28 protein-coding genes are annotated in these 24,114 nt (G+C 56.5%); 20 read left to right on the plus strand and 8 right to left on the minus strand.

The annotated features are described in order from the left end of the window. Positions 1-36: 36 nt before the first annotated feature. Positions 37-1,359: a cytosine deaminase gene (locus RRF55_RS18900; RefSeq protein ID WP_009308722.1), complete on the plus strand. Its 1,323-nt coding sequence runs from the start codon at positions 37-39 to the stop codon at positions 1,357-1,359. On the opposite strand, the gene tsgA is transcribed toward RRF55_RS18900, so the two are convergent. Beyond that, positions 1,356-2,543 carry an MFS transporter TsgA gene (tsgA, locus tag RRF55_RS18905; RefSeq protein ID WP_032415757.1) on the minus strand — a complete coding sequence of 396 codons (1,188 nt, stop codon included), beginning with the start codon at positions 2,541-2,543 and terminating at the stop codon, positions 1,356-1,358. The two genes, RRF55_RS18900 and tsgA, sit on opposite strands and share 4 nt — an antisense overlap. Before the next feature lie 276 nt (positions 2,544-2,819). Between tsgA and ppiA the strand changes: the two genes are divergently transcribed. The 5 genes from ppiA to argD all read left to right on the plus strand — a co-directional run bounded on the left by ppiA (position 2,820) and on the right by argD (position 6,162). Further along, entirely contained in the window at positions 2,820-3,389 is a 570-nt protein-coding gene (gene ppiA / locus RRF55_RS18910) for a peptidylprolyl isomerase A (protein WP_002920238.1), read from the plus strand. Positions 3,390-3,495: 106 nt separating this feature from the next. Then, positions 3,496-3,663, plus strand: a complete 168-nt coding sequence (locus RRF55_RS18915) for a YhfG family protein (RefSeq protein WP_002920231.1) — start codon at positions 3,496-3,498, stop codon at positions 3,661-3,663. Beyond that, positions 3,653-4,255, plus strand: a complete 603-nt coding sequence (locus RRF55_RS18920; protein ID WP_004181446.1) for a putative adenosine monophosphate-protein transferase Fic — start codon at positions 3,653-3,655, stop codon at positions 4,253-4,255. The genes RRF55_RS18915 and RRF55_RS18920 overlap by 11 nt, the downstream gene beginning before the upstream one ends. 32 nt (positions 4,256-4,287) lie before the next feature. Then, positions 4,288-4,851: an aminodeoxychorismate synthase component 2 gene (gene pabA / locus RRF55_RS18925; RefSeq protein WP_002920229.1), complete on the plus strand. Its 564-nt coding sequence runs from the start codon at positions 4,288-4,290 to the stop codon at positions 4,849-4,851. A 90-nt stretch (positions 4,852-4,941) separates the two neighbouring features. Continuing rightward, positions 4,942-6,162 carry a bifunctional acetylornithine/succinyldiaminopimelate transaminase gene (gene argD / locus RRF55_RS18930; RefSeq protein WP_004174049.1) on the plus strand — a complete coding sequence of 407 codons (1,221 nt, stop codon included), beginning with the start codon at positions 4,942-4,944 and terminating at the stop codon, positions 6,160-6,162. On the opposite strand, the gene RRF55_RS18935 is transcribed toward argD, so the two are convergent. Together RRF55_RS18935 and crp are read right to left on the minus strand one after the other, a co-directional pair. Continuing rightward, complete coding sequence (locus RRF55_RS18935; RefSeq protein ID WP_020323923.1) at positions 6,152-8,230, minus strand: YccS/YhfK family putative transporter; 2,079 nt, start codon at positions 8,228-8,230, stop codon at positions 6,152-6,154. The genes argD and RRF55_RS18935 overlap by 11 nt on opposite strands. 51 nt (positions 8,231-8,281) lie before the next feature. Beyond that, positions 8,282-8,914 (minus strand): cAMP-activated global transcriptional regulator CRP, encoded by a 633-nt coding sequence (gene crp, locus RRF55_RS18940; protein WP_000242758.1) that lies wholly within the window; start codon positions 8,912-8,914, stop codon positions 8,282-8,284. A gap of 306 nt (positions 8,915-9,220) precedes the next feature. Between crp and RRF55_RS18945 the strand changes: the two genes are divergently transcribed. Then, the gene (locus RRF55_RS18945) at positions 9,221-9,625 is read left to right on the plus strand and encodes an OsmC family protein (RefSeq protein WP_002920158.1); all 405 of its coding nucleotides are present in this window, start codon (positions 9,221-9,223) and stop codon (positions 9,623-9,625) included. Between the two features lie 54 nt (positions 9,626-9,679). On the opposite strand, the gene RRF55_RS18950 is transcribed toward RRF55_RS18945, so the two are convergent. The 4 genes from RRF55_RS18950 to RRF55_RS18965 all read right to left on the minus strand — a co-directional run bounded on the left by RRF55_RS18950 (position 9,680) and on the right by RRF55_RS18965 (position 13,931). Then, positions 9,680-10,549 carry a phosphoribulokinase gene (locus RRF55_RS18950; protein ID WP_002920153.1) on the minus strand — a complete coding sequence of 290 codons (870 nt, stop codon included), beginning with the start codon at positions 10,547-10,549 and terminating at the stop codon, positions 9,680-9,682. 36 nt (positions 10,550-10,585) lie between these two features. Continuing rightward, positions 10,586-10,804, minus strand: coding sequence for a YheU family protein (locus tag RRF55_RS18955; protein ID WP_002920151.1), 219 nt, complete (start codon positions 10,802-10,804; stop codon positions 10,586-10,588). Continuing rightward, complete coding sequence (locus RRF55_RS18960) at positions 10,801-11,799, minus strand: hydrolase (RefSeq protein WP_024264627.1); 999 nt, start codon at positions 11,797-11,799, stop codon at positions 10,801-10,803. The genes RRF55_RS18955 and RRF55_RS18960 overlap by 4 nt, the downstream gene beginning before the upstream one ends. A gap of 227 nt (positions 11,800-12,026) precedes the next feature. Next, positions 12,027-13,931 carry an ABC transporter ATP-binding protein gene (locus RRF55_RS18965; protein ID WP_004174057.1) on the minus strand — a complete coding sequence of 635 codons (1,905 nt, stop codon included), beginning with the start codon at positions 13,929-13,931 and terminating at the stop codon, positions 12,027-12,029. Between the two features lie 173 nt (positions 13,932-14,104). Here RRF55_RS18965 and kefG point away from each other — a divergent pair, with 173 nt between their 5' ends. From kefG to slyD, 4 genes are all read left to right on the plus strand, one after another. Next, positions 14,105-14,668: a glutathione-regulated potassium-efflux system ancillary protein KefG gene (gene kefG / locus RRF55_RS18970; RefSeq protein ID WP_004151401.1), complete on the plus strand. Its 564-nt coding sequence runs from the start codon at positions 14,105-14,107 to the stop codon at positions 14,666-14,668. Then, positions 14,655-16,460 carry a glutathione-regulated potassium-efflux system protein KefB gene (gene kefB, locus RRF55_RS18975; RefSeq protein ID WP_032415755.1) on the plus strand — a complete coding sequence of 602 codons (1,806 nt, stop codon included), beginning with the start codon at positions 14,655-14,657 and terminating at the stop codon, positions 16,458-16,460. The genes kefG and kefB overlap by 14 nt, the downstream gene beginning before the upstream one ends. Positions 16,461-16,471: 11 nt before the next feature. Continuing rightward, positions 16,472-16,672 (plus strand): YheV family putative zinc ribbon protein, encoded by a 201-nt coding sequence (locus RRF55_RS18980; RefSeq protein ID WP_002920143.1) that lies wholly within the window; start codon positions 16,472-16,474, stop codon positions 16,670-16,672. A gap of 93 nt (positions 16,673-16,765) precedes the next feature. Further along, on the plus strand, positions 16,766-17,347 hold the full coding sequence (gene slyD / locus RRF55_RS18985) for a peptidylprolyl isomerase (RefSeq protein WP_064153063.1): 582 nt from the start codon (positions 16,766-16,768) through the stop codon (positions 17,345-17,347). A 58-nt stretch (positions 17,348-17,405) separates the two neighbouring features. Here the strand turns inward: slyD and RRF55_RS18990 are convergent, their stop codons facing one another. After that, entirely contained in the window at positions 17,406-17,624 is a 219-nt protein-coding gene (locus RRF55_RS18990; protein ID WP_002920136.1) for a protein SlyX, read from the minus strand. Between the two features lie 222 nt (positions 17,625-17,846). Between RRF55_RS18990 and fkpA the strand changes: the two genes are divergently transcribed. The 9 genes from fkpA to RRF55_RS19035 form a co-directional block, all read left to right on the plus strand. Continuing rightward, positions 17,847-18,677 (plus strand): FKBP-type peptidyl-prolyl cis-trans isomerase, encoded by an 831-nt coding sequence (gene fkpA, locus RRF55_RS18995; RefSeq protein ID WP_004185922.1) that lies wholly within the window; start codon positions 17,847-17,849, stop codon positions 18,675-18,677. 168 nt (positions 18,678-18,845) lie between these two features. Further along, positions 18,846-19,568, plus strand: a complete 723-nt coding sequence (locus RRF55_RS19000; RefSeq protein ID WP_002920130.1) for a helix-turn-helix transcriptional regulator — start codon at positions 18,846-18,848, stop codon at positions 19,566-19,568. Next, positions 19,568-19,954, plus strand: coding sequence for a sulfurtransferase complex subunit TusD (gene tusD / locus RRF55_RS19005; protein ID WP_002920128.1), 387 nt, complete (start codon positions 19,568-19,570; stop codon positions 19,952-19,954). The genes RRF55_RS19000 and tusD overlap by 1 nt, the downstream gene beginning before the upstream one ends. Beyond that, on the plus strand, positions 19,954-20,313 hold the full coding sequence (gene tusC / locus RRF55_RS19010) for a sulfurtransferase complex subunit TusC (protein ID WP_004174061.1): 360 nt from the start codon (positions 19,954-19,956) through the stop codon (positions 20,311-20,313). Before tusD ends, tusC begins: the two co-directional genes overlap by 1 nt. 7 nt (positions 20,314-20,320) lie before the next feature. After that, a complete protein-coding gene (gene tusB / locus RRF55_RS19015; protein ID WP_032415754.1) occupies positions 20,321-20,608 on the plus strand; it encodes a sulfurtransferase complex subunit TusB in 288 nt (95 codons plus the stop codon). 124 nt (positions 20,609-20,732) lie between these two features. Then, positions 20,733-21,107, plus strand: a complete 375-nt coding sequence (rpsL, locus tag RRF55_RS19020) for a 30S ribosomal protein S12 (RefSeq protein WP_002920115.1) — start codon at positions 20,733-20,735, stop codon at positions 21,105-21,107. A 96-nt stretch (positions 21,108-21,203) separates the two neighbouring features. Beyond that, entirely contained in the window at positions 21,204-21,674 is a 471-nt protein-coding gene (gene rpsG, locus RRF55_RS19025; RefSeq protein ID WP_002920113.1) for a 30S ribosomal protein S7, read from the plus strand. 96 nt (positions 21,675-21,770) lie between these two features. Beyond that, positions 21,771-23,885, plus strand: coding sequence for an elongation factor G (gene fusA / locus RRF55_RS19030; RefSeq protein WP_002920103.1), 2,115 nt, complete (start codon positions 21,771-21,773; stop codon positions 23,883-23,885). A 69-nt stretch (positions 23,886-23,954) separates the two neighbouring features. Next, positions 23,955-24,114, plus strand: a 160-nt coding sequence (locus RRF55_RS19035) for a GTP-binding protein (RefSeq protein ID WP_227507214.1), incomplete at its 3' end; no start/stop codon positions are given.

Raw genomic sequence — 24,114 nt, forward strand, 5'->3', positions numbered from 1 at the left:
GACAGAAAACAAGCCGTATTGAATAGTGAGGGTGATATGACAGCAGCGCCGCTTTGGTTGATTCAGAACGTACGCCTGGCAGACCGCGACGGCCTGTGGCAAATAGCCATTGATAAGGGCCGCTTTGGCGCGATCACGCCGATGGGGGAGGCGCACGATGAAAGCTATGAGGTATTGAACGCTCGCGGCGGGCTAGCGATCCCGCCTTTTATCGAGCCGCATATCCATCTGGATACCACCCAGACGGCCGGCGAGCCGAACTGGAATCAGTCCGGTACTCTGTTCGAGGGGATTGAGCGCTGGGCGGAGCGGAAAGCGCTGCTCAGCCATGAGGACGTCAAAGCCCGGGCGTGGAAAACCCTGAAGTGGCAGATCGCCAATGGCGTGCAGTTTGTCCGCACTCATGTCGATGTTTCCGATCCCACGTTAACGGCGCTGAAGGCGATGCTGGAGGTCAAACAGGAGGTGGCGCCATGGGTCGAGTTACAGATTGTCGCTTTTCCACAGGAGGGGATCCTCTCTTACCCCAACGGCGAGGCGCTGCTGGAGGAGGCCCTCAAGCTGGGGGCGGACGTCGTCGGGGCGATCCCGCATTTTGAGTTCACCCGTGAATATGGTGTGGAATCGCTGCATATCGCCTTCCGTCTGGCGCAGCAATATGACCGCCCACTGGATATTCACTGCGATGAAATTGACGATGAGCAGTCGCGCTTTGTTGAAACCGTTGCCGCGCTGGCGCTGAAAGCGGGGATAGGGCCGCGGGTAACGGCCAGCCATACCACCGCTATGCACTCCTATAATGGCGCTTATACCTCGCGTCTGTTCCGCTTGCTTAAGCTCTCCGGCATCAACTTTGTCGCCAATCCGCTGGTGAATATTCATCTGCAGGGCCGGTTTGACGACTACCCGAAGCGACGGGGCATTACCCGGGTGAAGGAGCTGTTGGCGGCGGGGATCAACGTTTGCTTTGGTCATGATGACGTCTTTGACCCGTGGTACCCGCTGGGGACCGGCAATATGCTGCAGGTCCTGCATATGGGGCTCCATGTTTGCCAGCTGATGGGCTACCAGCAGATCAACGACGGCCTGCAGCTTATCACCGACAACAGCGCCCGCACGTTTGGCCTCGAGGATTACGGCATTGTCAGCGGCAACCCGGCTAACCTGATCATTCTCCCGGCGGAGAATGGCTTTGAGGCCGTCCGCTGCCAGGTGCCGGTGCGCTGGTCAATTCGCCAGGGAAGGGTGATCGCGACCACCCTGCCGGCGCAAAGCTGGATCCAAACTGACCGCGGTGGCGAGGAGCTTTCTTTTATGAGGAACAGCCCCCTTGCGGATGCAAAGGGGCCGAAGGCTTAGTGAGACGCCGCCTGAGCGTTGTTCTGGCGATGACGGGAGACGAAGCCGAGGATAAAGCACATTACGAATACCACGGCATAGAGGCCGTTAGCGGTGTGCAGCGCGGCCAGGGGACCGCTGGCCGCCACAATCGGGCCGGTGACCACGAAAGTGAGCATGGTGCCGATGGTGCCGCAGGTGAGGATAAAGTTCACCAGCTTCGGCGAAGCGACCCGCGTCTGCTGCGAACCGAGCGTAATGATCGAGGTGTAAATGGCGCTGGAGAAGAAGCCCAGGGTCAGAATAAACCACGGCATATGCTCCGGCGAACCATTGATAAACAGGTACATCAGCACCGTCGCGAGCCCGGCGAGGACGGTTAAGATACGCTGCAGGTCGAAGAAGCGCAGGATGAAACTGAATGACCACATGCCGATCATGTAGGACATCCAGAAATCGCTCACCAGTTTACCGGCGTCGCCGAGGCTCATGCCCAGGCTCTTCGCATATTCCGGTACCCAGGAGATAAAGCCCAGCTGACCGAGGATGTAGCACAGCGCCGCAACGGAGAGGAACAGCACGCCGATGCCCCACTTCTCTTTCACCACCGGCTGGCTGTTTTCACTCTGGGCTTTTTTGCCCAGCACCGGAAAATCACAGCCGAAAGTCAGGACGAAAATAGCGACATACACCAGACCAATACAGGCGTAGACCCAGTACCACTCGATGCTGCGCGCCAGCAGGACGGCGGCGACCATCGGGAAAATCATGCCCGCCATGCTAAAGAAGGAGTCGGTAAACAGCAGACGTGCCCCGCGCTGACGGCCTTCATACATATGGGTGATCAGGAAGGTCCCGATCGACATGGTGATCCCGCTCACCAGGCCAAGAACGAACATTGACGCGGAGAACAGCGCCAGGCTGTGGCTGAGCATCAGGCCGGTCACCGCCAGCACCATCAAAATAAAGCCAAAGCGCAGCTGAGTTTTCAGCGGCACGATTTCCATCAGCCAGGCATTGAGGAAGATGGAGATAAGAATACCGGCGTTCAGAAAGGTAAAGGTGTTGCTCATACTGGAAACGGGCAGATGGAAATAATCCGCAATGTTACCCATCACCATCCCGGTGACGATCACCAACGCGCCGGTCAGGGCGTAGGAGAAGAAGCTGATCCATGTGAGCTTAATACGGTTGCTGTTAGTCATGACTGGCCTGTGAATAGAAAGGTAAAGCGCGTTGACGCTGCGCCGGGCGGACAGATTTTATTCGTTCAGGTGATGTAATTAAATGTTTATTGTGAAATGGGTTATCTTTTGCATGTTTTAATGTGATCTGCATCACGCTTGTTCGCTGCAAAGGAGATCGTTTGCGTGGTTACAATTATTACAGCTAAGTAAAATTTGGTAAAAGGCTGGCCCAGGATGCAAAGGCTCTTTAGAATCAAGGCACTCGCTTTTATTCTGCTCCGTTAAGGAATTTCCATGCTCAAATCAACACTGGCGGCGATGGCTGCCGTTTTCGCTATTTCAGCGTTCTCCCCGGCCATGGCGGCAAAGGGCGATCCGCATGTGCTGCTGACCACTTCGGCAGGTAACATTGAGCTTGAGTTAAACAGCCAGAAAGCCCCGATTTCCGTGGATAACTTCCTGAAGTACGTCAACAGCGGCTTCTACAACAACACCACCTTTCACCGCGTGATCCCGGGATTCATGGTGCAGGGCGGCGGCTTTAACGAACAGATGCAGCAGAAGCAGCCTAACCCGCCGATCAAGAATGAAGCAGACAACGGCCTGCGCAACACCCGCGGCACCATCGCGATGGCGCGTACCGCCGATCAGGATAGCGCCACCAGTCAGTTCTTCATCAACGTGGCGGATAACGCCTTCCTCGACCATGGCCAGCGCGACTTTGGCTATGCGGTATTCGGCAAAGTGGTGAAGGGGATGGATGTTGCGGATAAGATCTCTCAGGTCCAGACCCATAACGTTGGTCCGTACCAGAATGTGCCGACCAAACCGGTCGTTATCCTCTCTGCGAAAGTGCTACCCTAATCCTCCCGCGGCGCGGTGGTCTATCGCCGCGCCCGGTCACCTCCCGGCATAACCTGAAATTGCTGCTTATACTTGTGGCACACAGGGGACGATATGGGGGGCGACGATGCGTCCACTCACCGATAAGCAAAAATCCCGACTCTGGGAACAGACACGCAATACCAATTTTCAGGCCAGCCGTCGCCTTGAAGGCGTGACGGTGCCGCTGGTTACGCTGACTGCCGAAGAGGCGCTGGCGCGTCTGGCGACGTTGCGGAGGGAGTATGAGCGATAAATTCGGCGATGAACGCGATCCTTATCTCTATCCGGCGCTGAACGTGCTGCGCAACCGTCTCGGCATCCGCCAGGCTAAAAATCTGCAGCAGGCCGCCTTTGAGATGACAGCGCTGCGGGCGGCCACTCTGCCGCTGGGCCCGCGGGTGCGCGGCTTACCCTATCTGTGCGCTATTCATCACCAGTTGTATCAGGATCTGTTTGACTGGGCGGGCCGCTTGCGTGAAGTGAACCTCTACCTGGGCGATACGCCGTTCTGCCACTTTGCCCGGATCGAGGAGGAGGGGAATGCCCTGATGCAGGCCCTTGAGCAGGAGGATTATCTCAATGGCCTGCCGCGCGATACCTTCATCGAACGCCTGAGCTGGTTCTATGGTGAAATTAATGTGCTGCACCCTTTTCGTCTTGGCAATGGCCTGACCCAGCGCATTTTCTTTGAACAGCTGGCGATACATGCCGGCTACCTTCTTAACTGGCGTGACGTTGACCCCGCCGGCTGGAGTGCGGCCTGCCAGCAGAGCGCGATGGGCGATCTGGCCCCGCTGGTGGCGATCTTTCGCAAAGTGGTAAGCGAAGCGCGGGAATCTGAGTAGAATAGCCCGGTTTTGATTGTTCCGGAGCCGCTATGATCCTGCTTATCGATAACTATGACTCTTTCACCTGGAATCTGTATCAGTACTTCTGCGAACTGGGGGCGGAAGTACTGGTCAGGCGCAACGATGCGTTGACGCTGGAGGAGATAGCGGCGCTGGCGCCGGAGAAAATCGTGATCTCGCCAGGCCCCTGTACGCCGGATGAGGCGGGGATTTCCCTCGCGGTTATCCGCCACTATGCCGGAAAAACGCCGCTGCTGGGCGTCTGTCTCGGGCATCAGGCGATCGCCCAGGCGTTTGGCGCGACTATCGTGCGGGCGGCCCAGGTCATGCATGGCAAAACCTCGCTTATCGAGCATAACGGCGAAGGGGTGTTTCAGGGGCTGAATAATCCCCTGACGGTGACCCGCTATCACTCGCTGGTGATTGACCCGCCGACGCTCCCGTCCGAGTTTAACGTCACTGCCCGCAGCGCCAGCGGTGAGATTATGGGGATCCGTCACCGCGAATGGGATCTCGAGGGCGTGCAGTTTCATCCGGAAAGCATCCTCAGCGAGCAGGGCCATCAATTGCTGGCCAACTTTTTGAAACGGTGATTTTCAGTTGCTATTGACTGATTTTTTATGCATATTTTGTGATTAGATTATCATAATCGCATCTGCGTAACGAAGAGGGATGGGCAAGACATGGCAACTGAACAACCGGCAATCACCCGCGCCACATTCGATGAAGTTATTTTGCCAATTTATGCACCGGCAGAATTCATCCCGGTGAAGGGGAAAGGCAGCCGCGTCTGGGATCAGCAGGGGAAAGAGTATATCGATTTCGCCGGCGGTATCGCGGTGACGGCGCTTGGCCATTGCCATCCGGCGCTGGTGGCGGCGCTGCATCAGCAGGGCGAAACGCTGTGGCACACCAGCAACGTCTTTACCAATGAGCCGGCGCTGCGTCTGGGACGTAAACTTGTCGAGGCTACCTTCGCCGAGCGCGTGGTGTTTATGAACTCCGGCACCGAAGCCAATGAAACGGCCTTTAAGCTGGCGCGTCACTATGCGGTGACCCGCCATAGCCCGTATAAAACCAAAATCATCGCCTTCCATAATGCCTTTCATGGCCGCTCCCTGTTTACCGTTTCCGTCGGCGGTCAGCCGAAGTATTCCGATGGTTTCGGCCCAAAACCGGCGGATATTGTCCATGTTCCCTTCAACGATCTGCAGGCGGTAAAAGCGGTGATGGATGACCACACCTGCGCGGTGGTGGTGGAGCCGATTCAGGGCGAAGGCGGCGTGACGGCGGCCACGCCGGCTTTCCTGCAGGGACTGCGCGAGCTGTGCGATCAGCACCAGGCGCTGCTCGTCTTTGATGAAGTACAGTGTGGTATGGGGCGTACCGGATCGCTGTTCGCCTATATGCACTACGGCGTGACCCCGGATATTCTGACCAGCGCCAAAGCGCTGGGCGGCGGCTTCCCGGTCAGCGCCATGCTGACCACCCACGAGATCGCCAGCGCCTTCCATGCGGGCTCCCATGGCTCAACCTACGGCGGCAACCCGCTGGCCTGCGCGGTCGCCAACGCCGCCTTCGATCTGATCAATACCCCGGCGGTGCTGGATGGCGTGAGCGCGAAGCGCGAACTGTTCGTCAAACACCTGCAGCGGCTGGATGCCGAGTTTGATCTGTTCAGTGATATACGCGGGATGGGCCTGCTGATCGGCGCGGAACTCAAGCCGCAGCACAAAGGCCGCGCGCGTGATTTCCTCTATGCCGCGGCCGACGCCGGCGTCATGGTGCTCAACGCCGGGCCGGACGTGATGCGTTTTGTTCCCTCGCTGATCATCGACGAGCAGGATATTACTGAAGGGATGGCGCGCTTTGCCCAGGCGGTGGCAAAGGTGATTAACGGCTGATCTTCCGCAGCCAGATGCCATGGTGCGGCCGCTGACGCCATGCCACTGATGAAATGGTGTGCATGGTGTTCAGATGGCCCAGAATGCGTTGCAGATGCTGCTCCAGGGTGCTTAACGGACCGATCGGCGCCTCGCTTTCCGGCGACTCCATAATATTGGCATCCCCTGCGCTGCCGGGACCATCGCTGTCCAGCCGCTGCTGGCAGCGCTGCAGCGCAATCTCACAGGATTCGAGATAGCGCTGGGCAAGATCCGGGGTCAGCATCGTATGCTCCCGGGCCAGGGTGGTCATAGCGTTGATGTGTTCGACGATAAACTGGCTGTGCGTCACCCACAGCTTCATATCTTCCAGATAGTGGGTATTAAACCCGGGTTCCTGCATCGCCTGATTCAGGGAGTTGTAGAGCGCGTTGTGCGCCTGGTTGACGCGCATGCGTTGATAGGCCAGCGCGGGGGCTTTTGGATCGGCGCTGAGGATCAGGCGAATTGCCTGCTGGTCGGCCTCCAGCGCATCGTGGGCGTTTTTTTTCAGCAGGCCGCTTTGCCACTGCGGCCACAGCCAGACCATCCCGCCGAAGGCAATCAGGCAGCCGATAAGGGTGTCGATCAGCCGGGCGATAATAAACTGTTCGCCGTTAAGCGTCAGCAGCTGCAGGGTATATACCGCCGTCACCGTAAACCCAACCATCGCCCAGCCATAGTGTTTGCGAATGATCAGATAGCTGAGCAGGGTAATCAGCAGCATCCCGCTCAGGGTGTAGCTCTCCGGAACGTGAAAATGCAAGGTCAGCCCGGCGATCGTCAGGCCGGCGAGCGTCCCCGCCGCCCGGTGAACAATACGCACCCGGGTGGCGCCATAGCCGTTCTGGGTGACGAAAAGCACCGTCATCAGGATCCAGTAGGGCTTAGGCAAGTGCAGGGCGTTGCCCATCAGGCTGGCGACGCTCAGCATCACGCTGATGCGGGCGGCATTGCGCAGCGCGGGCGATTTTAGCGACAGGTAGTTCTTTAGCGCAGGCAATAGCGGTAAACGACGCTCTTTGTCGGCCATCAGGTCCCGGGCATACAGCGGGCGCTGGGTATGCAGCACCCGGGCGATGCGGCTGAAGTGCCAGGCGCAGAAGTGGCCGACCGGGTTATCCGGATGTTGTCTGGCGATCTTTTCCAGAGCCTCGATCTGTTTATCCATCTGAAAGCGCTTTGGAAAGCGATGATAGAGCATGTCATCCGCCAGCACGCGCAGGCGGGCGGCGACGGTCTGCGCGTTCCAGCGGATCACCGCTTCGGCATGGCTGCGTTCCACCAGCTTTTGCACCTCTTCCGGCTGATGCAGGCTGACCGAAATATGCTCCTGTAGATCCAGCCCCATCTGAAACGCCCGCAGCAGGCGCTTATGATCGTTGCGTTGGTTAGCGGCCAGCATATGCATCTGCTGATAGCACTGGGTAATCAGATCGACCACTTTCTGCTGGCGGGTGAGCAGCGGCGGCAGGGCGGTCGAGGGATCGGTATGCTGGGTCAGCAGGCTGTATTTGGCTTCACAGTAGTCCGCCAGCTCCCGGTAAAGCAGGCTAAGCGACTCCCGTAGCGGCTGTTCGCGCCACAGCCAGAACCAGAACCAGTTAAACACGCCGTACCACAGCGTGCCGAAGGCGTAGATCAGCAGCGGCTCCCAGATGGGCATATTGCCCGCCAGGCTCAGGGTAAAGATGGCGGCGATCAGCGACGCGGGCAGCAGCCGCGCGTGCAGCGAACTGATCTCCGCGGTAACGCCGAGCAAGAGCGCCAGGCCGCTGAGAATAAACGGCAGGGGTATCGCCTGGGCAAGCAGCAACTGCACCACCAGACTGCATCCGGCAAACAGGCAGCCGCCGATAATCAGGCGTTTGAAAAAGCGCTTATGCGGGGTATCAAGACCGGCAATGTTGCAGCAGGCGGGGACTAAGGAAAATAACAGCCCCTGCTGGAGATGGCCGAGCAGAAGACCGATGGCCACGGGCAGACACAGCACCAGCGTTTGCCGCAGTGCATAGTTGACTTCCGGGTGGTAAATCAGCCTGCGCCACATGAGGGAAAAACAAAAACGGCGTACTGCGGGAGCAATACGCCGCTTAGCAACTTAACGGGTGCCGTAGACGACGATGGTTTTACCGTGCGCGGAAATCAGGTTCTGATCTTCCAGCATTTTCAAAATACGACCAACGGTTTCACGAGAGCAGCCGACGATCTGACCAATTTCCTGGCGGGTAATTTTAATTTGCATACCGTCCGGGTGGGTCATGGCATCCGGTTGCTTCGCCAGGTTCAGCAGCGTCTGGGCGATACGGCCCGTCACGTCGAGGAAGGCCAGGTTGCCCACTTTCTCAGACGTGACCTGCAGACGGCGAGCCATTTGCGAAGAGAGACGCATCAGAATGTCCGGGTTCACCTGGATCAGCTGACGGAATTTCTTATAAGAGATTTCGGCCACTTCACATGCGGTTTTCGCCCGTACCCAGGCGCTACGCTCCTGACCCTCTTCAAACAGGCCTAATTCACCGATGAAATCGCCCTGGTTGAGGTAGGAGAGGATCATCTCTTTACCTTCTTCATCCTTGATGAGTACAGCCACGGAGCCTTTAACGATGTAGTACAGCGTTTCTGCTTTTTCACCCTGGTGGATCAGCGTGCTCTTTGATGGGTACTTATGAATGTGGCAATGAGACAAGAACCATTCAAGGGTAGGGTCTGTTTGCGGTTTGCCAAGCACCATGCGCGGTTATCCTCTGTTATAAGCTATCTCCGGGCGCCGACACTACACGGCGTCCGGGCATGCAATCGTATTGTTTCCCTATACCTGGGAAGCTGGCTGATGATTTTTCGACAGCCCGTAATGTGAACTCCTCTGCATACATGCAGTACATCAATGTATTACTGTAGCATCCAGACTGTTTTAGCATAGCTTTCGCCGCATGTCTCCTGGTGTCTCGCTTCAGCATGACGCAGGTCGCCTTCCGTTGCGAGAATTGTTATGTGCGCGTAATCTGACAGGAATATTGCGATACTGGAGTTAAATTTTATGCAAGCGCGTGTGAAATGGGTAGAAGGGTTAACCTTTATCGGGGAGTCCGCATCGGGACACCAGATTCTGATGGATGGCAACTCCGGGGATAAGGCTCCCAGCCCGATGGAGATGGTGCTGATGGCGGCGGGCGGTTGCAGTGCGATCGATGTGGTCTCCATTCTGCAAAAAGGTCGTCACGACGTGACCAATTGCGAAGTGAAGCTGACCTCCGAGCGTCGCGAAGAGGCTCCGCGTCTGTTCACGCATATTAATCTGCATTTTATCGTCACCGGCAAGGCGCTGAAAGATGCCGCGGTCTCCCGGGCGGTGGACCTGTCGGCAGAGAAATACTGCTCGGTGGCGCTGATGCTGGAAAAAGCGGTGAACATCACTCACTCCTATGAAGTGATCGAGGCGTAGTCTTCGCCTGCCGTTGTATCGAATCTCAACCCCGGCCAGGCCGGGGTTTTTTGGTTAGCCTATCTTACGGCCTTCCATCAGGCGCTCGACCAGCGGCGTCATGATAAGCTCCATCGCCAGCCCCATTTTACCGCCCGGCACCACCAGGGTGTTCATGTGCGAGATAAACGAGCCCTGCAGCATCGCCAACAGCCAGGGGAAATCGATATTCTGCAGATTGCGGAAATGGATCACCACAAAGCTCTCGTCCAGCGAGGGGATCGCTTTGGCGGCAAACGGGTTGGAGGTGTCCACCGTCGGCACGCGCTGAAAGTTGATATGGGTGCGGGAAAATTGCGGCGTAATGAAGTTGATGTAATCTTCCATCGAGCGGACGACCGAGTCCATCACCGCCTCCCGGGAGTGGCCGCGTTCGCTGGTGTCGCGAATAAGCTTTTGGATCCACTCGAGGTTAACGATAGGCACCACCCCGACCAGCAGGTCGACATGGCTGGCGACATCATGCTGCGGCGTGACAACCCCGCCGTGCAGCCCCTCATAGAACAGCACGTCTGTCGGCTCCGGCAGCGGCTGCCAGGGGGTAAAGGTCCCCGGCACCTGATTCCACGGCACGGCTTCGTCATAGGTGTGGAGGTATTTCCGCGACTGACCTTTGCCGTGGCGACCATAGTCGACAAAGGTCTGCTCCAGCAGGCCGAAGTCGTTCGCCTCCGGGCCAAAGTAGCTGATATGTTTGCCCTGATCCCGCGCCTTACGGATCGCCATGTCCATTTCCGGGCGGGTGTAGCGATGAAAGCTATCGCCTTCCACCTCCGCGGCGTGCAGGTTTAGCTGCGCGAAGATTTTGCGAAAGGCAAGGCTGGTGGTGGTAGTGCCCGCGCCGCTGGAGCCCGTGACGGCGATCACCGGATGTTTGGCAGACATAACAACTCCCTGGTTAAACGATGTAGTGGCGTCGCCTTAGCCGTTAAACAGCGCGCGCGGCATAATATTGACTGTCTCATGCAGTTCCGACCACACAAGGACCGCCTCTCCGCGTTTCAGCTGCTGTTTTACATCGGCGACTTTATCGGCAAGTGAACGTTCATGTTCACCATAATCGGTGCCTTCACGTAACACAAAGCTTTCAATCAGGTTATCCAGCGTTTCGGGATCCAGATCCTGCCAGGGAATAATCATACGGGAACCTCCAGCCAGCGGTTTAACCAGTCGGGAATGCGTCTTTCCAGCCACATCTCCGGTTTACGCAGAGTGCCGCTAACAAAACCAACGTGGCCGCCTTGCTCGGTCAATTGATACTCTACGTTCGCGGGCAGTTGCTCCTGCGGCGGAATAGAGTGGTGATCCATAAACGGATCGTCTTTCGCGTGAATGATGAGCGTCGGCTTAGTGATATCGCTGAGCCGCGGCATGGCGCTGCATTGCCGGTAATAATCCAGCGCATCGGCAAAGCCATGGATTTTGGCGGTGATCATATCGTCAAATTCCCGGATGCGGCGCATCCCTTTGAGCTGGCGTAAATCGACGGGCAGCGAGCCCGGGTACGCTTTCAGCTTGCGTGAAGCGTTGGCTTTTAACAGATTGAGCAGATAGCGCTGATAAACCCGCGAGAAGCCCTTATCCATATGATAGCTGCAGGCTTCGAGCATGAAAGGCGCGGAGACGATCACCGCCGCATCCAGCGGGCAGCGGTCGCCTTCTTCTGCCAGCAGGCAGCCCAGCATATTGCCGCCCAGCGAATAGCCGACGGCCGCGGTCGGCGCGGGACCAAACTCGCGCTTCAGCCAGTGCAAAAACCAGGTGCCATCTTCCGTTTCGCCGGAGTGATAGATGCGGTGATTGCGGTTAGGTTCGCCGCTGCAGCCGCGGAAATGCATCACCACGCCCAGCCAGCCGCGCTGCATCGCCGCGTGGATCAGACCATGGGCGTACGGGCTGTGCAGACTGCCTTCCAGGCCGTGAAAAACGACGAGGCGCGGCTTATGGCGCGCCTGGTGCGGGTCTTCGCTCCAGGCCAGATCGACAAAATCGCCGTCCGGCAGCTCAAGGCGCTGCCAGTGCGGGGTAAAGCGCAATTTACGGCGAATCAGCCGCGGCAGCATGGTTTGCAGATGACGATTGCCCACGCCGCGCATCGGATGGAACTCACGCGAATCGTTTTCGGGGGGCGTCATGTCTGTGGGGATGATTTCAACCATAGCACCAGAACAATTAATAAACGTGATGATGACTATACCGCGCAGGGCATGCAGGGGGTTAGCCAATATGTGGTCTTGCGGCCAGTGACGCCAGCTTACAGCAAAAACAAATCATTGATGTCGCTGATGGCCAGGCCATGAAGAGGGCAGAAACCCACCCTGCCAGCGGCAGCGTACGCGCAGGCAGGATGAAGAGGAAGAGTTTAGCCTTCCTGAAGCATGCGCTCCAGCTGCTCCTGGGCCTCCAGCCAGGCCATCTCGCACTCCTCCAGCCCGGACTTCGCGCTGGCCTGTTGCTGCAGGCATTCGGTCAGCTCGGCTTTACGTGAGGCGTCATAAAGCTCACTGTCGCCAAGTTTTTCTTCCGCACTGGCCAACTGCGCGTTGAGCTTGTCCATCTCTTTTTCCAGACGGGCGATCTCTTTGCGCAGCGGTTGGGTCTGGCTGCGCAGCTCCGCTTCCCGACGTTTCTGGTCTTTGCGCGCCTGGGCGCTATTGCCGCTCTCTTTTGGCGCCTCGCCGCTCTGGGACTCCTGTTTTTGCGAGTCGCTGAGCCACTGCTGATAATCTTCCAGATCGCCGTCGAACGGCTCGACTTTACCATCGTGGACGAGGTACAGATCGTCAGTGGTGGAACGGATCAGGTGCCGATCGTGCGATACGACCACCAGCGCCCCTTCAAAGTCGATCAGCGCTTCGGTTAAGGCCTGACGCATATCGAGGTCAAGGTGGTTGGTCGGTTCATCGAGCAGCAGCAGGTTAGGGCGCTGCCAGACGATCAGGGCCAGTACCAGGCGCGCCTTTTCTCCACCGGAGAAGCGGCGGGTTTCTTCGCTCACCTTATCGCCCTGGAAACCAAAGCCGCCGAGATAATCACGCAGCTTCTGCTCCAGCTCCTGCGGCGCCAGACGCGCCAGGTGCTGCAGCGGCGACTCATCGGCGCGCAGGAATTCCAGCTGATGCTGGGCGAAGTAGCCGAGCTTGATGCCTTTCGCGAGGCCGATCTCGCCGCTTACGGGCTGGAGCTCGCCTGCCAGGAGCTTAATCAGCGTCGACTTCCCGGCGCCGTTGCGGCCCAGCAGGCCGATACGCGAGCCCGGCACCAGGTTAAGCTTGATGGAGTCGAGAATTATACGCTCGCCGTAGCCGGCGCTGACTTTCTCCATCTTCAGCAGCGGGTTAGGCAAGCTCTCCGGCTGGCGGAAGCTGAAGTGGAACGGGTTATCCACGTGCGCCGGAGCGATAAGCTCCATCCGCTCCAGCATTTTGATCCGGCTTTGCGCCTGCTTGGCCTTGGTGGCTTTAGCACGGAAGCGATCGATATAGCTTTGCAGGTGCGCGACGCGCTGCTGCTGGCTTTCGTACATCGCCTGCTGCTGAGCGAGGCGGGTGGCGCGCTGCACTTCAAACGAACTGTAGTTGCCGGTGTACTCAAACATTGTCTGCTGTTCAATATGGATAATTTTGTCGACGATAGGATCGAGAAAATCGCGATCGTGGGAGATGAGGATCAGCGTTCCCGTATAGCCCTTCAGCCACTTCTCCAGCCAGATCACCGCATCGAGATCGAGGTGGTTAGTCGGTTCATCGAGCAGCAGCAGATCGGAGCGGCAGATCAGCGCCTGGGCGAGGTTAAGGCGCATACGCCAGCCGCCGGAAAAATCGCTGACCGGCCGCTCAAGCTGTTCATTGCTGAACCCCAGACCGTGCAGCAGGCTGGCGGCGCGCGAACGGATCGTCCAGGCGTCGATGGCGTCCAGCTTACCGTGGACGGTGGCGATAGCATGACCGTCGTTGCGTTCGTTAGCCTGCTGGAGCGCGGCCTCCAGCTGGCGATACTCTCGATCGCCGTCAATGACATAATCGATTGCCGGCTGCGGTAGCGCCGGGGTTTCCTGATTCACCCAGGCCAGCTGCCAGTTGCCGGGATAGGTCATACTGCCGCCGTCAGCGCTTATCTCGTTTTTCAAAAGCGATAGCAGCGTCGATTTCCCGCAGCCGTTTTTCCCCACCAGACCGACCTTTTGGCCAGGATTGATGGTAGCGGTGGCGTTGTCCAGCAGGACGCGTACGCCGCGACGAATTTGTAACGAGGAGAAAACAATCATAAGGCGCCGTATGTTCAGACTATGTTAATTTGTCATTATGATAATGTAGTGTGGAAGCGAATCGCTTCACCGGGCCGCCATGGTAGCCCAAAACGAAGACGATACACAAAGTCATTCTGGCTGTGTCAAAACGCCGGGGCTGTGCAGGCCGCCAGAAGACCTACGGGAGGGGAATGATGTCTCAGACAGCGAAAGTGTTGCTGCTGTATGCCCACCCAGAATCTCAGGATTCCGTGGCCAACCGGGTTTTATTAGAGCCGGCCTTACAGTTGCCGAACGTCACCGTGCACGATCTCTACGCGCACTATCCGGATTTTTTTATCGATATTGCTTACGAACAGGACCTGCTGCGCCAGCATGAGGTGATTGTTTTCCAGCACCCTTTATATACCTGGAGCTGTCCGGCGCTGCTTAAGGAGTGGCTGGATCGTGTGTTAAGCCGCGGCTTCGCCAGCGGCGCCGGAGGGAACGAACTGGCGGGAAAGTACTGGCGCAGCGTGATCACTACCGGCGAGCCTGAGAGCGCCTACCGTCGCGATGCTAATCGCTATCCGATGAACGATATTTTACGTCCTTTTGAACTGACCGCCGGCATGTGCCGTATGCACTGGATGAGCCCCATTATCGTCTACTGGGCCCGGAGGCAGCAGCCAGAGGAGCTGCGCAGCCGCGCCCTGGCCTACCGGGACTGGTTGGCCAACCCCATCGCCGCCGGAGGTGTCCATGGCGGGATCTGATTTGCTGCTGGCGGGGGTGTTGTTTTTGTTCGCGGCCGTCATCGCCGTCCCTCTGGCTTCAAGACTGGGGATTGGCGCGGTGCTGGGCTATCTGCTGGCCGGGATCGCCATTGGTCCGTGGGGGCTCGGGTTTATCAGCGATGTGGATGAAATTCTCCATTTCTCTGAGCTCGGCGTAGTGTTTCTGATGTTTATCATCGGCCTGGAGCTCAATCCCGCCAAGCTATGGCGACTGCGGAGCCCCATCTTCGGCGTTGGCGCGGCGCAGGTGATGCTCAGCGCGGCGATCCTCGGTGGGTTGCTGATGACGACCGGGTTTTCATGGCAGGCGGCGGTGGTCGGCGGGATCGGCCTGGCGATGTCTTCCACCGCCATGGCGCTGCAGCTGATGCGTGAGAAGGGAATGAGCCGCAGCGAAGCGGGACAGCTAGGCTTTTCGGTGCTGCTGTTTCAGGATCTGGCGGTGATCCCGGCGCTGGCGCTGGTGCCCCTGCTGGCCGGTTCAGCGGATGAGCATGTGAACTGGTTGACGGTCGGCATGAAGGTCCTGGCCTTTGCCGGGATGCTGATTGGCGGACGCTATCTGCTGCGGCCGGTGTTCCGTTTTATCGCCAGCTCGGGGGTCAGGGAGGTGTTCACTGCCGCCACGCTGCTGTTGGTCCTCGGATCTGCCCTGTTTATGGAGGCGCTGGGGCTGTCGATGGCGCTGGGCACCTTTATTGCCGGCGTGCTGCTGGCGGAAAGTGAGTATCGCCACGAACTGGAGATCGCTATCGATCCGTTCAAGGGGCTGCTGCTCGGGTTGTTCTTTATTTCCGTCGGCATGGCGCTGAACCTTGGCGTACTGTATACCCATCTGCTGTGGGTGGCTGTGAGCGTGGCGGTGCTGGTGGCGGTAAAAATGCTGGTGCTCTATCTGCTGGCCCGTCTCTATGGCCTGCGAAGTTCCGAGCGGATGCAGTTCGCGGGCGTATTAAGCCAGGGCGGCGAATTCGCGTTTGTCCTCTTTTCGCTGCCCGCCTCTCAGCGGTTGTTTCAGCACGACCAGATGGCGCTGCTGCTGGTGGCGGTAACGTTGTCGATGATGACGACGCCGCTGCTGATGAAGGGGATAGATAAGCTATTGTCGCGACGGCTGAACCCGGCGGACGATACCGGTGAGGCGCCGTGGGTGGAGGATGACAAGCCGCAGGTGATTATTGTCGGGTTTGGTCGCTTTGGTCAGGTCATTGGTCGCCTGCTGATGGCCAATAAGATGCGTATTACGGTACTGGAGCGGGACATCAGCGCGGTAAATCTGATGCGCAACTATGGCTATAAAGTCTATTTTGGCGATGCCACCCAGCTGGAGCTGCTGCGCTCGGCGGGAGCGGAAGAGGCGCAGTCGATCGTCATCACCTGTAATGAGCCAGAAGATACCATGCGGCTGGTGGAAATGTGTCAACAACACTTTCCACATCTGCATATTCTGGCCCGCGCTCGCGGGCGCGTTGAGGCGCATGAGCTGCTGCAGGCCGGCGTGACGCAGTTTTCTCGTGAAACTTTCTCCAGTGCGTTGGAACTGGGGCGCAAAGCGCTCATCACCCTCGGGATGCATCCTCACCAGGCCCAGCGCGCGCAGCTGCACTTCCGACGCCTCGATATGCGAATGCTGCGCGAGCTAATGCCAGTGCATACTGATACGGTACAGATATCACGCGTGCGGGAGGCCCGGCGCGAACTGGAAGAGATTTTCCAGCGCGAAATGCAGAAAGAGAGCCGGCAGCTGGACGGCTGGGACGAGTTTGAATAAAGGTAAATCTTATGGCAGTGCGTAAACGTTTTATTGCCGGGGCGAAATGTCCGGCGTGCCAGGCGCAGGATTCGCTGGCAATGTGGCGTGAGAATAATGTCGATGTTGTTGAGTGCGTTAAGTGCGGTCATCAGATGCGTGAGGCAGATAAAGAGGCCCGTGAGCATGTACGCAAAGAGGAGCAGGTGATTGGCATTTTTCATCCCGACTAGCGTTATCCGTCGGCTTTTTTTAAGCTAAAGGGTACACGGCAGCAGAATTCCGCTACAATCTGCGCCACTATTCTTCCCATCTCAGGAGATATCATGAAAGTAGCAAAAGACCTGGTGGTCAGCCTGGCCTATCAGGTACGTACAGAAGACGGTGTGTTGGTTGATGAGTCTCCGGTAAGCGCGCCGCTGGATTACCTGCACGGTCACGGCTCCCTGATTTCCGGCCTGGAAAACGCGCTGGATGGCCACGAAGTGGGCGACAAATTTGACGTTGCCGTCGGCGCTAACGACGCTTACGGTCAGTATGACGAAAACCTGGTGCAGCGTGTACCGAAAGACGTCTTCATGGGCGTTGATGAACTGCAGGTTGGCATGCGCTTCCTGGCGGAAACCGATCAGGGTCCGGTACCAGTAGAAATCACTGAAGTTGAAGACGACCACGTTGTGGTTGATGGCAACCACATGCTGGCTGGCCAGAACCTGAAGTTTAATGTGGAAGTCGTCGCCATCCGCGAAGCGACTGCGGAAGAGCTGGAGCACGGTCACGTGCACGGCGCGCATGGCCACGATCACGATCATGACCATGGTCATGACGGTTGCTGCGGCGGCCACGATCATGGTCACGACCATGGTAAAGGCGGCTGCGGCGGCCACGGTGGCTGCGGCTGCCACTAATCTTTGCGCTTCGGCACGAAGACGACAAAAAAGCGGGGAAACCCGCTTTTTTTACGCCTCAATAGTGCGGCGGTGGCGTTTCTTCCGCCTGGGAGGCGATATGGGAGGGTTGGGTCGCCTTCAGCTTCTCGATCATCAGACGCATATGCTCCCGCATCTTCGCCATCTCGATCTCGTGGGCGGTCACGGTTTTGTTGAGGTCTTCGATGGTGATTTCCTGAAACGCCAGCCGGCTTTCCAGCTCCGCAAGGCGCGTTTCTAATGTGCTATCGTGCATGGGTAACCTCTTTAGTCTGATCCTGCGGGCGGATTCTACTTAAGTTTCCCCTGGCGCGCAGCATCGCTGCGCCGTACAGGAAACTTATTCATACAAAAATAGTCCTAAAAGAGGCGATATTCAGGAACGTCCGTATGTAGATTTTAACGGCAACGTTCTATAGTACGTTTTTTGCTTTTTACGATAACCCTGGGGCGAGAGGCCCCGGCCCTGGAGAAATGGATGAAATCACTGTTTAAAGTAACGCTGCTGGCGGCCACAATGGCCGTCGCCCTGAATGCACCGCTGACCTTCGCTGCAGATACGGCAACGAAGGCAGCCCCGGCGGCTGAGAGTAAATCGGCATTTAAAAATGACGATCAGAAATCGGCCTATGCGCTGGGCGCGTCCCTGGGGCGTTACATGGAAAACTCCCTGAAAGAACAAGAGAAGCTGGGCATTAAGCTGGATAAAGCCCAGCTGATCGCCGGCGTACAGGACGCGTTTGCCGATAAGAGCAAACTGTCCGACCAGGAGATCGAACAGACTCTGCAGGCCTTTGAAACGCGCGTGAAGACCGCGGCTCAGCAGAAAATGGAAAAAGACGCCACTGAGAACGAAGCCAAAGGCAAAGCTTTCCGTGACAACTTTGCCAAAGAGAAGGGCGTGAAAACCTCAAAAACTGGCCTGCTGTATAAAGTCGAGAAAGAAGGCGCTGGCGATGCGCCGAAAGACAGCGATACCGTGGTGGTAAACTACAAAGGTACCCTGATCGACGGTAAAGAGTTTGATAACTCTTATACTCGCGGCGAGCCGCTCTCTTTCCGTCTCGACGGCGTGATCCCGGGCTGGACTGAAGGCCTGAAGAACATCAAGAAAGGCGGCAAAATCAAGCTGGTTATTCCGCCGGACCTGGCCTACGGTAAAACTGGCGTCCCGGGCATCCCGGCCAACTCTACGCTGGTCTTTGATGTAGAACTGCTGGATATCAAACCGGCGCCGAAGGCAGATGCACAGCCGGAAGCCGCAGGCGATGCGAAAGCAGCGGACGCGAAAGCTGACGCTAAGAAGTAATCAGGTTCAGGCCGCCGTCTCGTCAGAGGCGGCGGCTTTTTTATTGAGCGCAGATATAATTAAAACTGGAAAGATCCTCAGGCGCTGTATTACTTTAGATAGCTTAATAATGATGATGAGCCTGCCCTGACAATAACGACAGGCTCCTGAAAAGGAGTGCTTTTTTTCATGTCCAGGTCGCTTTTAACCAATGAAACCAGCGAGCTTGACCTGCTGGATCAACGTCCCTTTGACCAGACCGATTTCGATATTCTCAAATCTTATGAAGCGGTAGTGGACGGGTTGGCGATGCTCATCGGTTCGCACTGTGAAATCGTGCTGCATTCTTTGCAGGATCTGAAATGCTCTGCCATCCGTATCGCCAATGGTGAACATACCGGCCGCCAAATCGGTTCACCGATTACCGATCTTGCGCTGCGCATGCTGCACGATATGACGGGCGCCGATAGCAGCGTTTCCAAATGCTACTTTACCCGTGCTAAAAGCGGCGTACTGATGAAGTCGGTGACGATTGCCATTCGCAACCGCGATCACCGGGTGATTGGTCTGCTGTGTATCAACATGAATCTGGATGTGCCGTTTTCCCAGATCATGAGCACCTTTATTCCGCCAGAAACGCCTGAAGTGAACTCGCCGGTGAACTTTGCTTCTTCGGTAGACGATCTGGTCGCCCAGACGCTGGAGTTCACCATTGAAGAGGTGAATGCCGATCGCAGCGTGTCTAACAATGCGAAAAACCGTCAAATCGTGCTGAATCTCTACGAGAAAGGGATCTTCGATATTAAAGACGCTATTAACCAGGTAGCCGATCGTCTGAACATCTCCAAGCACACCGTCTACCTCTATATTCGCCAGTTCAAAAGCGGCGATTTCCAGGGACTGGATAAGTAATGCGTTTTGCCCTCACGGTGACCGGCCCAGCCTATGGCACGCAGCAGGCGAGCAGCGCCTGGCAATTTGCCCAGGCCGTGCTGCAGGAAGGCCATGAGCTGGCGTGCGTTTTTTTCTATCGCGAAGGCGTGCTTAACGCTAACCAGTTGACGGCGCCCGCCAGCGATGAGTTCGATCTGGTGCGCGGGTGGCAATCCCTCCACGATGAGCACGGCGTCGCGCTGCATATCTGCGTAGCGGCCGCCCTGCGTCGTGGCGTAACGGACGAACGCGAAGCGCAACAGCTCGCTCTGCCTGGCCACAATTTGCAGCCGGGTTTTACCTTGAGCGGGCTCGGCGCGCTAGCGGAAGCGGCGCTTACTTGCGATCGGATGGTGCAGTTCTGATGAAACGTGTGGCTTTTGTATTTTCCTCTGCGCCGCACGGCAGCGCCGCCGGCAGGGAAGGCCTCGATGCCTTATTAGCAACCTCCGCGCTCACCGACGATATTGGCGTGTTTTTTGTGGGCGACGGCGTGTTTCAGCTGTTACCCGAACAGCGGCCTGGCGCTGTGCTTGCCCGCGACTACATCGCTACCTTTAAATTGCTGTCGCTATATGATATCGACCAGTGCTGGCTGTGCGCCGACTCAGCGCGAGAGCGCGGCCTGGATCCCGCGACCCCGTGGGTGGTGGATGTCGAATGCCTGGCGCCGGATGCCCTGCGCGCCCGTCTGCATGAATTTGATGTGATTTTGCGTTTCTGAGGCCCCCATGCTCCATACGCTCAGTGTTTCCCCCTGGCATGCCGACATCGCAGCGATGCTTCGTTTGATGGAGCGCGGCGACGATCTGGTACTACTGTCTGACGGCGTCACCGCGGCCATCGCCGATGGTCGCTTCCTTGAGATCCTGCAATCCGCCCCCATAACCCTATACGTGCTGCAAGACGACGTTGACGCCCGCGGGCTGGCTGGTCAAATTGCGGACAGTGTCGGCAGGGTTAGCTATACTGATTTCGTCAGACTCACAGTCAAACATGCCGGTCAGTTGGCCTGGTGATGGCGGGATCGTTGTATATTTCTTGACACCTTTTCGGCACCGCCCTAAAATTCTGCGTCCTCATAATATATGAGGCGATTTATTACGTGTTTACGAAGCAAAAGCTAAAACCAGGAGCTATTTAATGGCAACAATTAACCAGCTGGTACGCAAACCACGCGCGCGCAAAGTTGCAAAGAGCAACGTGCCAGCGCTGGAAGCCTGCCCGCAGAAACGTGGCGTATGTACTCGCGTATATACCACCACTCCTAAGAAACCGAACTCCGCACTGCGTAAAGTTTGCCGTGTGCGTCTGACTAACGGTTTCGAAGTCACCTCCTACATCGGTGGTGAAGGTCACAACCTGCAGGAGCACTCCGTGATCCTGATCCGTGGCGGTCGTGTTAAAGACCTTCCGGGTGTTCGTTACCACACCGTTCGTGGTGCGCTTGACTGCTCCGGCGTTAAAGACCGTAAGCAGGCTCGCTCCAAGTACGGCGTGAAGCGTCCTAAGGCTTAATGGTTCTCCGTTAAGTAAGGCCAAACTGATTTATCTTAATGTCATACTAAACTCTTAGAGTTTTGGACAATCCTGAATTAACAACGGAGTATTTCCATGCCACGTCGTCGCGTCATTGGTCAGCGTAAAATTCTGCCGGATCCGAAGTTCGGATCAGAACTGCTGGCTAAATTTGTCAATATCCTGATGGTAGATGGTAAAAAATCTACTGCAGAAACTATCGTATACAGCGCGCTGGAGACCCTGGCTCAGCGTTCTGGTAAATCTGAACTGGAAGCCTTCGAAGTTGCGCTCGAAAACGTGCGCCCGACTGTCGAAGTTAAGTCCCGCCGCGTAGGTGGTTCTACTTATCAGGTTCCAGTTGAAGTTCGTCCGGTCCGTCGTAATGCCCTGGCAATGCGTTGGATCGTTGAAGCTGCTCGTAAACGCGGTGATAAATCCATGGCTCTGCGCCTGGCGAACGAACTCACTGATGCTGCAGACAACAAAGGTACTGCAGTTAAGAAACGTGAAGACGTTCACCGTATGGCCGAAGCCAACAAGGCGTTCGCTCACTACCGTTGGTAATCCCTTCGGAGTCATAGTCACCAGGCGGGCGCTTCAGATGAGTCGCCCGCTCTGGATAACTTAACTGAACGCCTAAAGAAATAAACGAGGAATCAAATGGCTCGTACAACACCCATCGCACGCTACCGTAACATCGGTATCAGTGCGCACATCGACGCCGGTAAAACCACTACTACCGAACGTATTCTGTTCTACACCGGTGTAAACCACAAAATCGGTGAAGTTCATGACGGCGCCGCTACCATGGACTGGATGGAGCAGGAGCAGGAACGTGGTATCACCATCACTTCCGCTGCGACTACTGCATTCTGGTCTGGTATGGCCAAACAGTATGAACCGCACCGCGTAAACATCATCGACACCCCGGGGCACGTTGACTTCACTATCGAAGTAGAACGTTCCATGCGTGTTCTTGATGGTGCGGTAATGGTTTACTGCGCAGTTGGTGGTGTTCAGCCGCAGTCTGAAACCGTATGGCGTCAGGCAAACAAATATAAAGTTCCGCGCATCGCGTTCGTTAACAAAATGGACCGCATGGGCGCTAACTTCCTGAAAGTTGTTGGTCAGATCAAAACCCGTCTGGGCGCGAACCCGGTTCCGCTGCAGCTGGCAATTGGTGCTGAAGAAGGTTTCACCGGCGTTGTTGACCTGGTGAAAATGAAAGCCATCAACTGGAACGATGCAGACCAGGGCGTAACCTTCGAATACGAAGATATCCCGGCTGACATGCAGGACCTGGCTGATGAATGGCACCAGAACCTGATCGAATCCGCAGCTGAAGCTTCTGAAGAGCTGATGGAAAAATACCTGGGTGGTGAAGAACTGACTGAAGAAGAGATCAAAAAAGCTCTGCGTCAGCGCGTTCTGAACAACGAAATCATCCTGGTAACCTGTGGTTCTGCGTTCAAGAACAAAGGCGTTCAGGCGATGCTGGATGCGGTAATTGATTACCTGCCATCCCCGGTTGACGTACCTGCGATCAACGGTATCCTGGACGACGGTAAAGATACCCCGGCTGAGCGTCACGCAAGCGACGACGAGCCGTTCTCTGCACTGGCGTTCAAAATCGCTACCGACCCGTTCGTGGGTAACCTGACCTTCTTCCGCGTGTACTCCGGTGTGGTTAACTCTGGTGATACCGTACTGAACTCCGTGAAAGCTGCACGTGAGCGTTTCGGTCGTATCGTTCAGATGCACGCTAACAAACGTGAAGAGATCAAAGAAGTTCGCGCGGGCGACATCGCTGCTGCTATCGGTCTGAAAGACGTAACTACTGGTGACACCCTGTGTGACCCGGATGCGCCGATCATTCTGGAGCGTATGGAATTCCCTGAGCCGGTAATCTCCATCGCCGTTGAGCCGAAAACCAAAGCTGACCAGGAAAAAATGGGTCTGGCTCTGGGTCGTCTGGCTAAAGAAGACCCGTCTTTCCGCGTATGGACTGACGAAGAGTCTAACCAGACCATTATCGCCGGTATGGGTGAGCTGCACCTCGACATCATCGTTGACCGTATGAAGCGTGAATTCAACGTTGAAGCGAACGTCGGGAAACCTCAGGTTGCTTACCGTGAAGCGATTCGCGCGAAAGTTACCGATATCGAAGGTAAACACGCCAAGCAGTCTGGTGGTCGTGGTCAGTACGGTCACGTTGTGATCGACATGTACCCGCTGGAGCCGGGCTCTAACCCGAAAGGTTACGAGTTCATCAACGACATCAAAGGTGGTGTAATTCCTGGCGAATACATCCCGGCCGTTGATAAAGGCATCCAGGAACAGCTGAAAGCTGGTCCGCTGGCAGGTTACCCGGTAGTTGATATGGGTATCCGTCTGCACTTCGGTTCTTACCACGACGTTGACTCCTCTGAGCTGGCGTTTAAACTGGCTGCGTCTATTGCCTTTAAAGAAGGCTTTAAGAAAGCAAAACCAGTTCTGCTTGAGCCGATCATGAAGGTTGAAGTAGAAACTCCGGAAGAGAACACTGGTGACGTTATCGGTGACTTGAGCCGTCGTCGCGGTATGCTGCGCGGTCAGGAATCCGAAGTAACCGGCGTTAAGATCCACGCTGAAGTACCGCTGTCCGAAATGTTCGGTTATGCAACTCAGCTGCGTTCTCTGACCAAAGGTCGTGCATCATACACCATGGAATTCCTGAAGTATGATGATGCGCCGAACAACGTTGCTCAGGCCGTTATTGAAGCCCGTGGTAAATAATCCACAGGATTAAAACCTAAGTCCCGTGCTCTCTCCGAAGGGGAGAGCACTATAGTAAGGAATATAGCCGTGTCTAAAGAAAAATTTGAACGTACAAAACCGCACGTCAACGTTGGTACTATCGGCCACGTTGACCATGGTAAAACTACCCTGACTGCTGCCATCACTACCGTTCTGGCTAAAACCTACGGTGGTTCCGCTCGCGCATTCGACCAGATCGATAACGCGC

Origin of the sequence: Klebsiella sp. K47 (genome assembly GCF_051858335.1) — a bacterium.
In the GTDB taxonomy this organism is placed as follows: Bacteria; Pseudomonadota; Gammaproteobacteria; order Enterobacterales; family Enterobacteriaceae; genus Klebsiella; species Klebsiella pneumoniae.

Bases quoted from the DNA above. Each gene is read 5' to 3' on its own strand.
- tusC (WP_004174061.1), top strand. From the start codon at position 19,954: ATGAAACGTGTGGCTTTTGTATTTTCCTCTGCGCCGCACGGCAGCGCC.
- crp (WP_000242758.1), bottom strand. From the start codon at position 8,914: ATGGTGCTTGGCAAACCGCAAACAGACCCTACCCTTGAATGGTTCTTG.
- kefB (WP_032415755.1), top strand. From the start codon at position 14,655: ATGGCGGGATCTGATTTGCTGCTGGCGGGGGTGTTGTTTTTGTTCGCG.
- RRF55_RS19000 (WP_002920130.1), top strand. From the start codon at position 18,846: ATGTCCAGGTCGCTTTTAACCAATGAAACCAGCGAGCTTGACCTGCTG.
- fusA (WP_002920103.1), top strand. From the start codon at position 21,771: ATGGCTCGTACAACACCCATCGCACGCTACCGTAACATCGGTATCAGT.
- argD (WP_004174049.1), top strand. From the start codon at position 4,942: ATGGCAACTGAACAACCGGCAATCACCCGCGCCACATTCGATGAAGTT.
- tusD (WP_002920128.1), top strand. From the start codon at position 19,568: ATGCGTTTTGCCCTCACGGTGACCGGCCCAGCCTATGGCACGCAGCAG.
- RRF55_RS18950 (WP_002920153.1), bottom strand. From the start codon at position 10,549: ATGTCTGCCAAACATCCGGTGATCGCCGTCACGGGCTCCAGCGGCGCG.
- RRF55_RS18955 (WP_002920151.1), bottom strand. From the start codon at position 10,804: ATGATTATTCCCTGGCAGGATCTGGATCCCGAAACGCTGGATAACCTG.
- RRF55_RS18980 (WP_002920143.1), top strand. From the start codon at position 16,472: ATGGCAGTGCGTAAACGTTTTATTGCCGGGGCGAAATGTCCGGCGTGC.
- slyD (WP_064153063.1), top strand. From the start codon at position 16,766: ATGAAAGTAGCAAAAGACCTGGTGGTCAGCCTGGCCTATCAGGTACGT.
- RRF55_RS18900 (WP_009308722.1), top strand. From the start codon at position 37: ATGACAGCAGCGCCGCTTTGGTTGATTCAGAACGTACGCCTGGCAGAC.
- rpsL (WP_002920115.1), top strand. From the start codon at position 20,733: ATGGCAACAATTAACCAGCTGGTACGCAAACCACGCGCGCGCAAAGTT.
- RRF55_RS18965 (WP_004174057.1), bottom strand. From the start codon at position 13,931: ATGATTGTTTTCTCCTCGTTACAAATTCGTCGCGGCGTACGCGTCCTG.
- RRF55_RS18945 (WP_002920158.1), top strand. From the start codon at position 9,221: ATGCAAGCGCGTGTGAAATGGGTAGAAGGGTTAACCTTTATCGGGGAG.
- RRF55_RS18990 (WP_002920136.1), bottom strand. From the start codon at position 17,624: ATGCACGATAGCACATTAGAAACGCGCCTTGCGGAGCTGGAAAGCCGG.
- RRF55_RS18935 (WP_020323923.1), bottom strand. From the start codon at position 8,230: ATGTGGCGCAGGCTGATTTACCACCCGGAAGTCAACTATGCACTGCGG.
- RRF55_RS18960 (WP_024264627.1), bottom strand. From the start codon at position 11,799: ATGACGCCCCCCGAAAACGATTCGCGTGAGTTCCATCCGATGCGCGGC.
- tusB (WP_032415754.1), top strand. From the start codon at position 20,321: ATGCTCCATACGCTCAGTGTTTCCCCCTGGCATGCCGACATCGCAGCG.
- tsgA (WP_032415757.1), bottom strand. From the start codon at position 2,543: ATGACTAACAGCAACCGTATTAAGCTCACATGGATCAGCTTCTTCTCC.
- RRF55_RS18920 (WP_004181446.1), top strand. From the start codon at position 3,653: ATGAGCGATAAATTCGGCGATGAACGCGATCCTTATCTCTATCCGGCG.
- RRF55_RS18915 (WP_002920231.1), top strand. From the start codon at position 3,496: ATGCGTCCACTCACCGATAAGCAAAAATCCCGACTCTGGGAACAGACA.
- ppiA (WP_002920238.1), top strand. From the start codon at position 2,820: ATGCTCAAATCAACACTGGCGGCGATGGCTGCCGTTTTCGCTATTTCA.
- fkpA (WP_004185922.1), top strand. From the start codon at position 17,847: ATGAAATCACTGTTTAAAGTAACGCTGCTGGCGGCCACAATGGCCGTC.
- pabA (WP_002920229.1), top strand. From the start codon at position 4,288: ATGATCCTGCTTATCGATAACTATGACTCTTTCACCTGGAATCTGTAT.
- rpsG (WP_002920113.1), top strand. From the start codon at position 21,204: ATGCCACGTCGTCGCGTCATTGGTCAGCGTAAAATTCTGCCGGATCCG.
- kefG (WP_004151401.1), top strand. From the start codon at position 14,105: ATGATGTCTCAGACAGCGAAAGTGTTGCTGCTGTATGCCCACCCAGAA.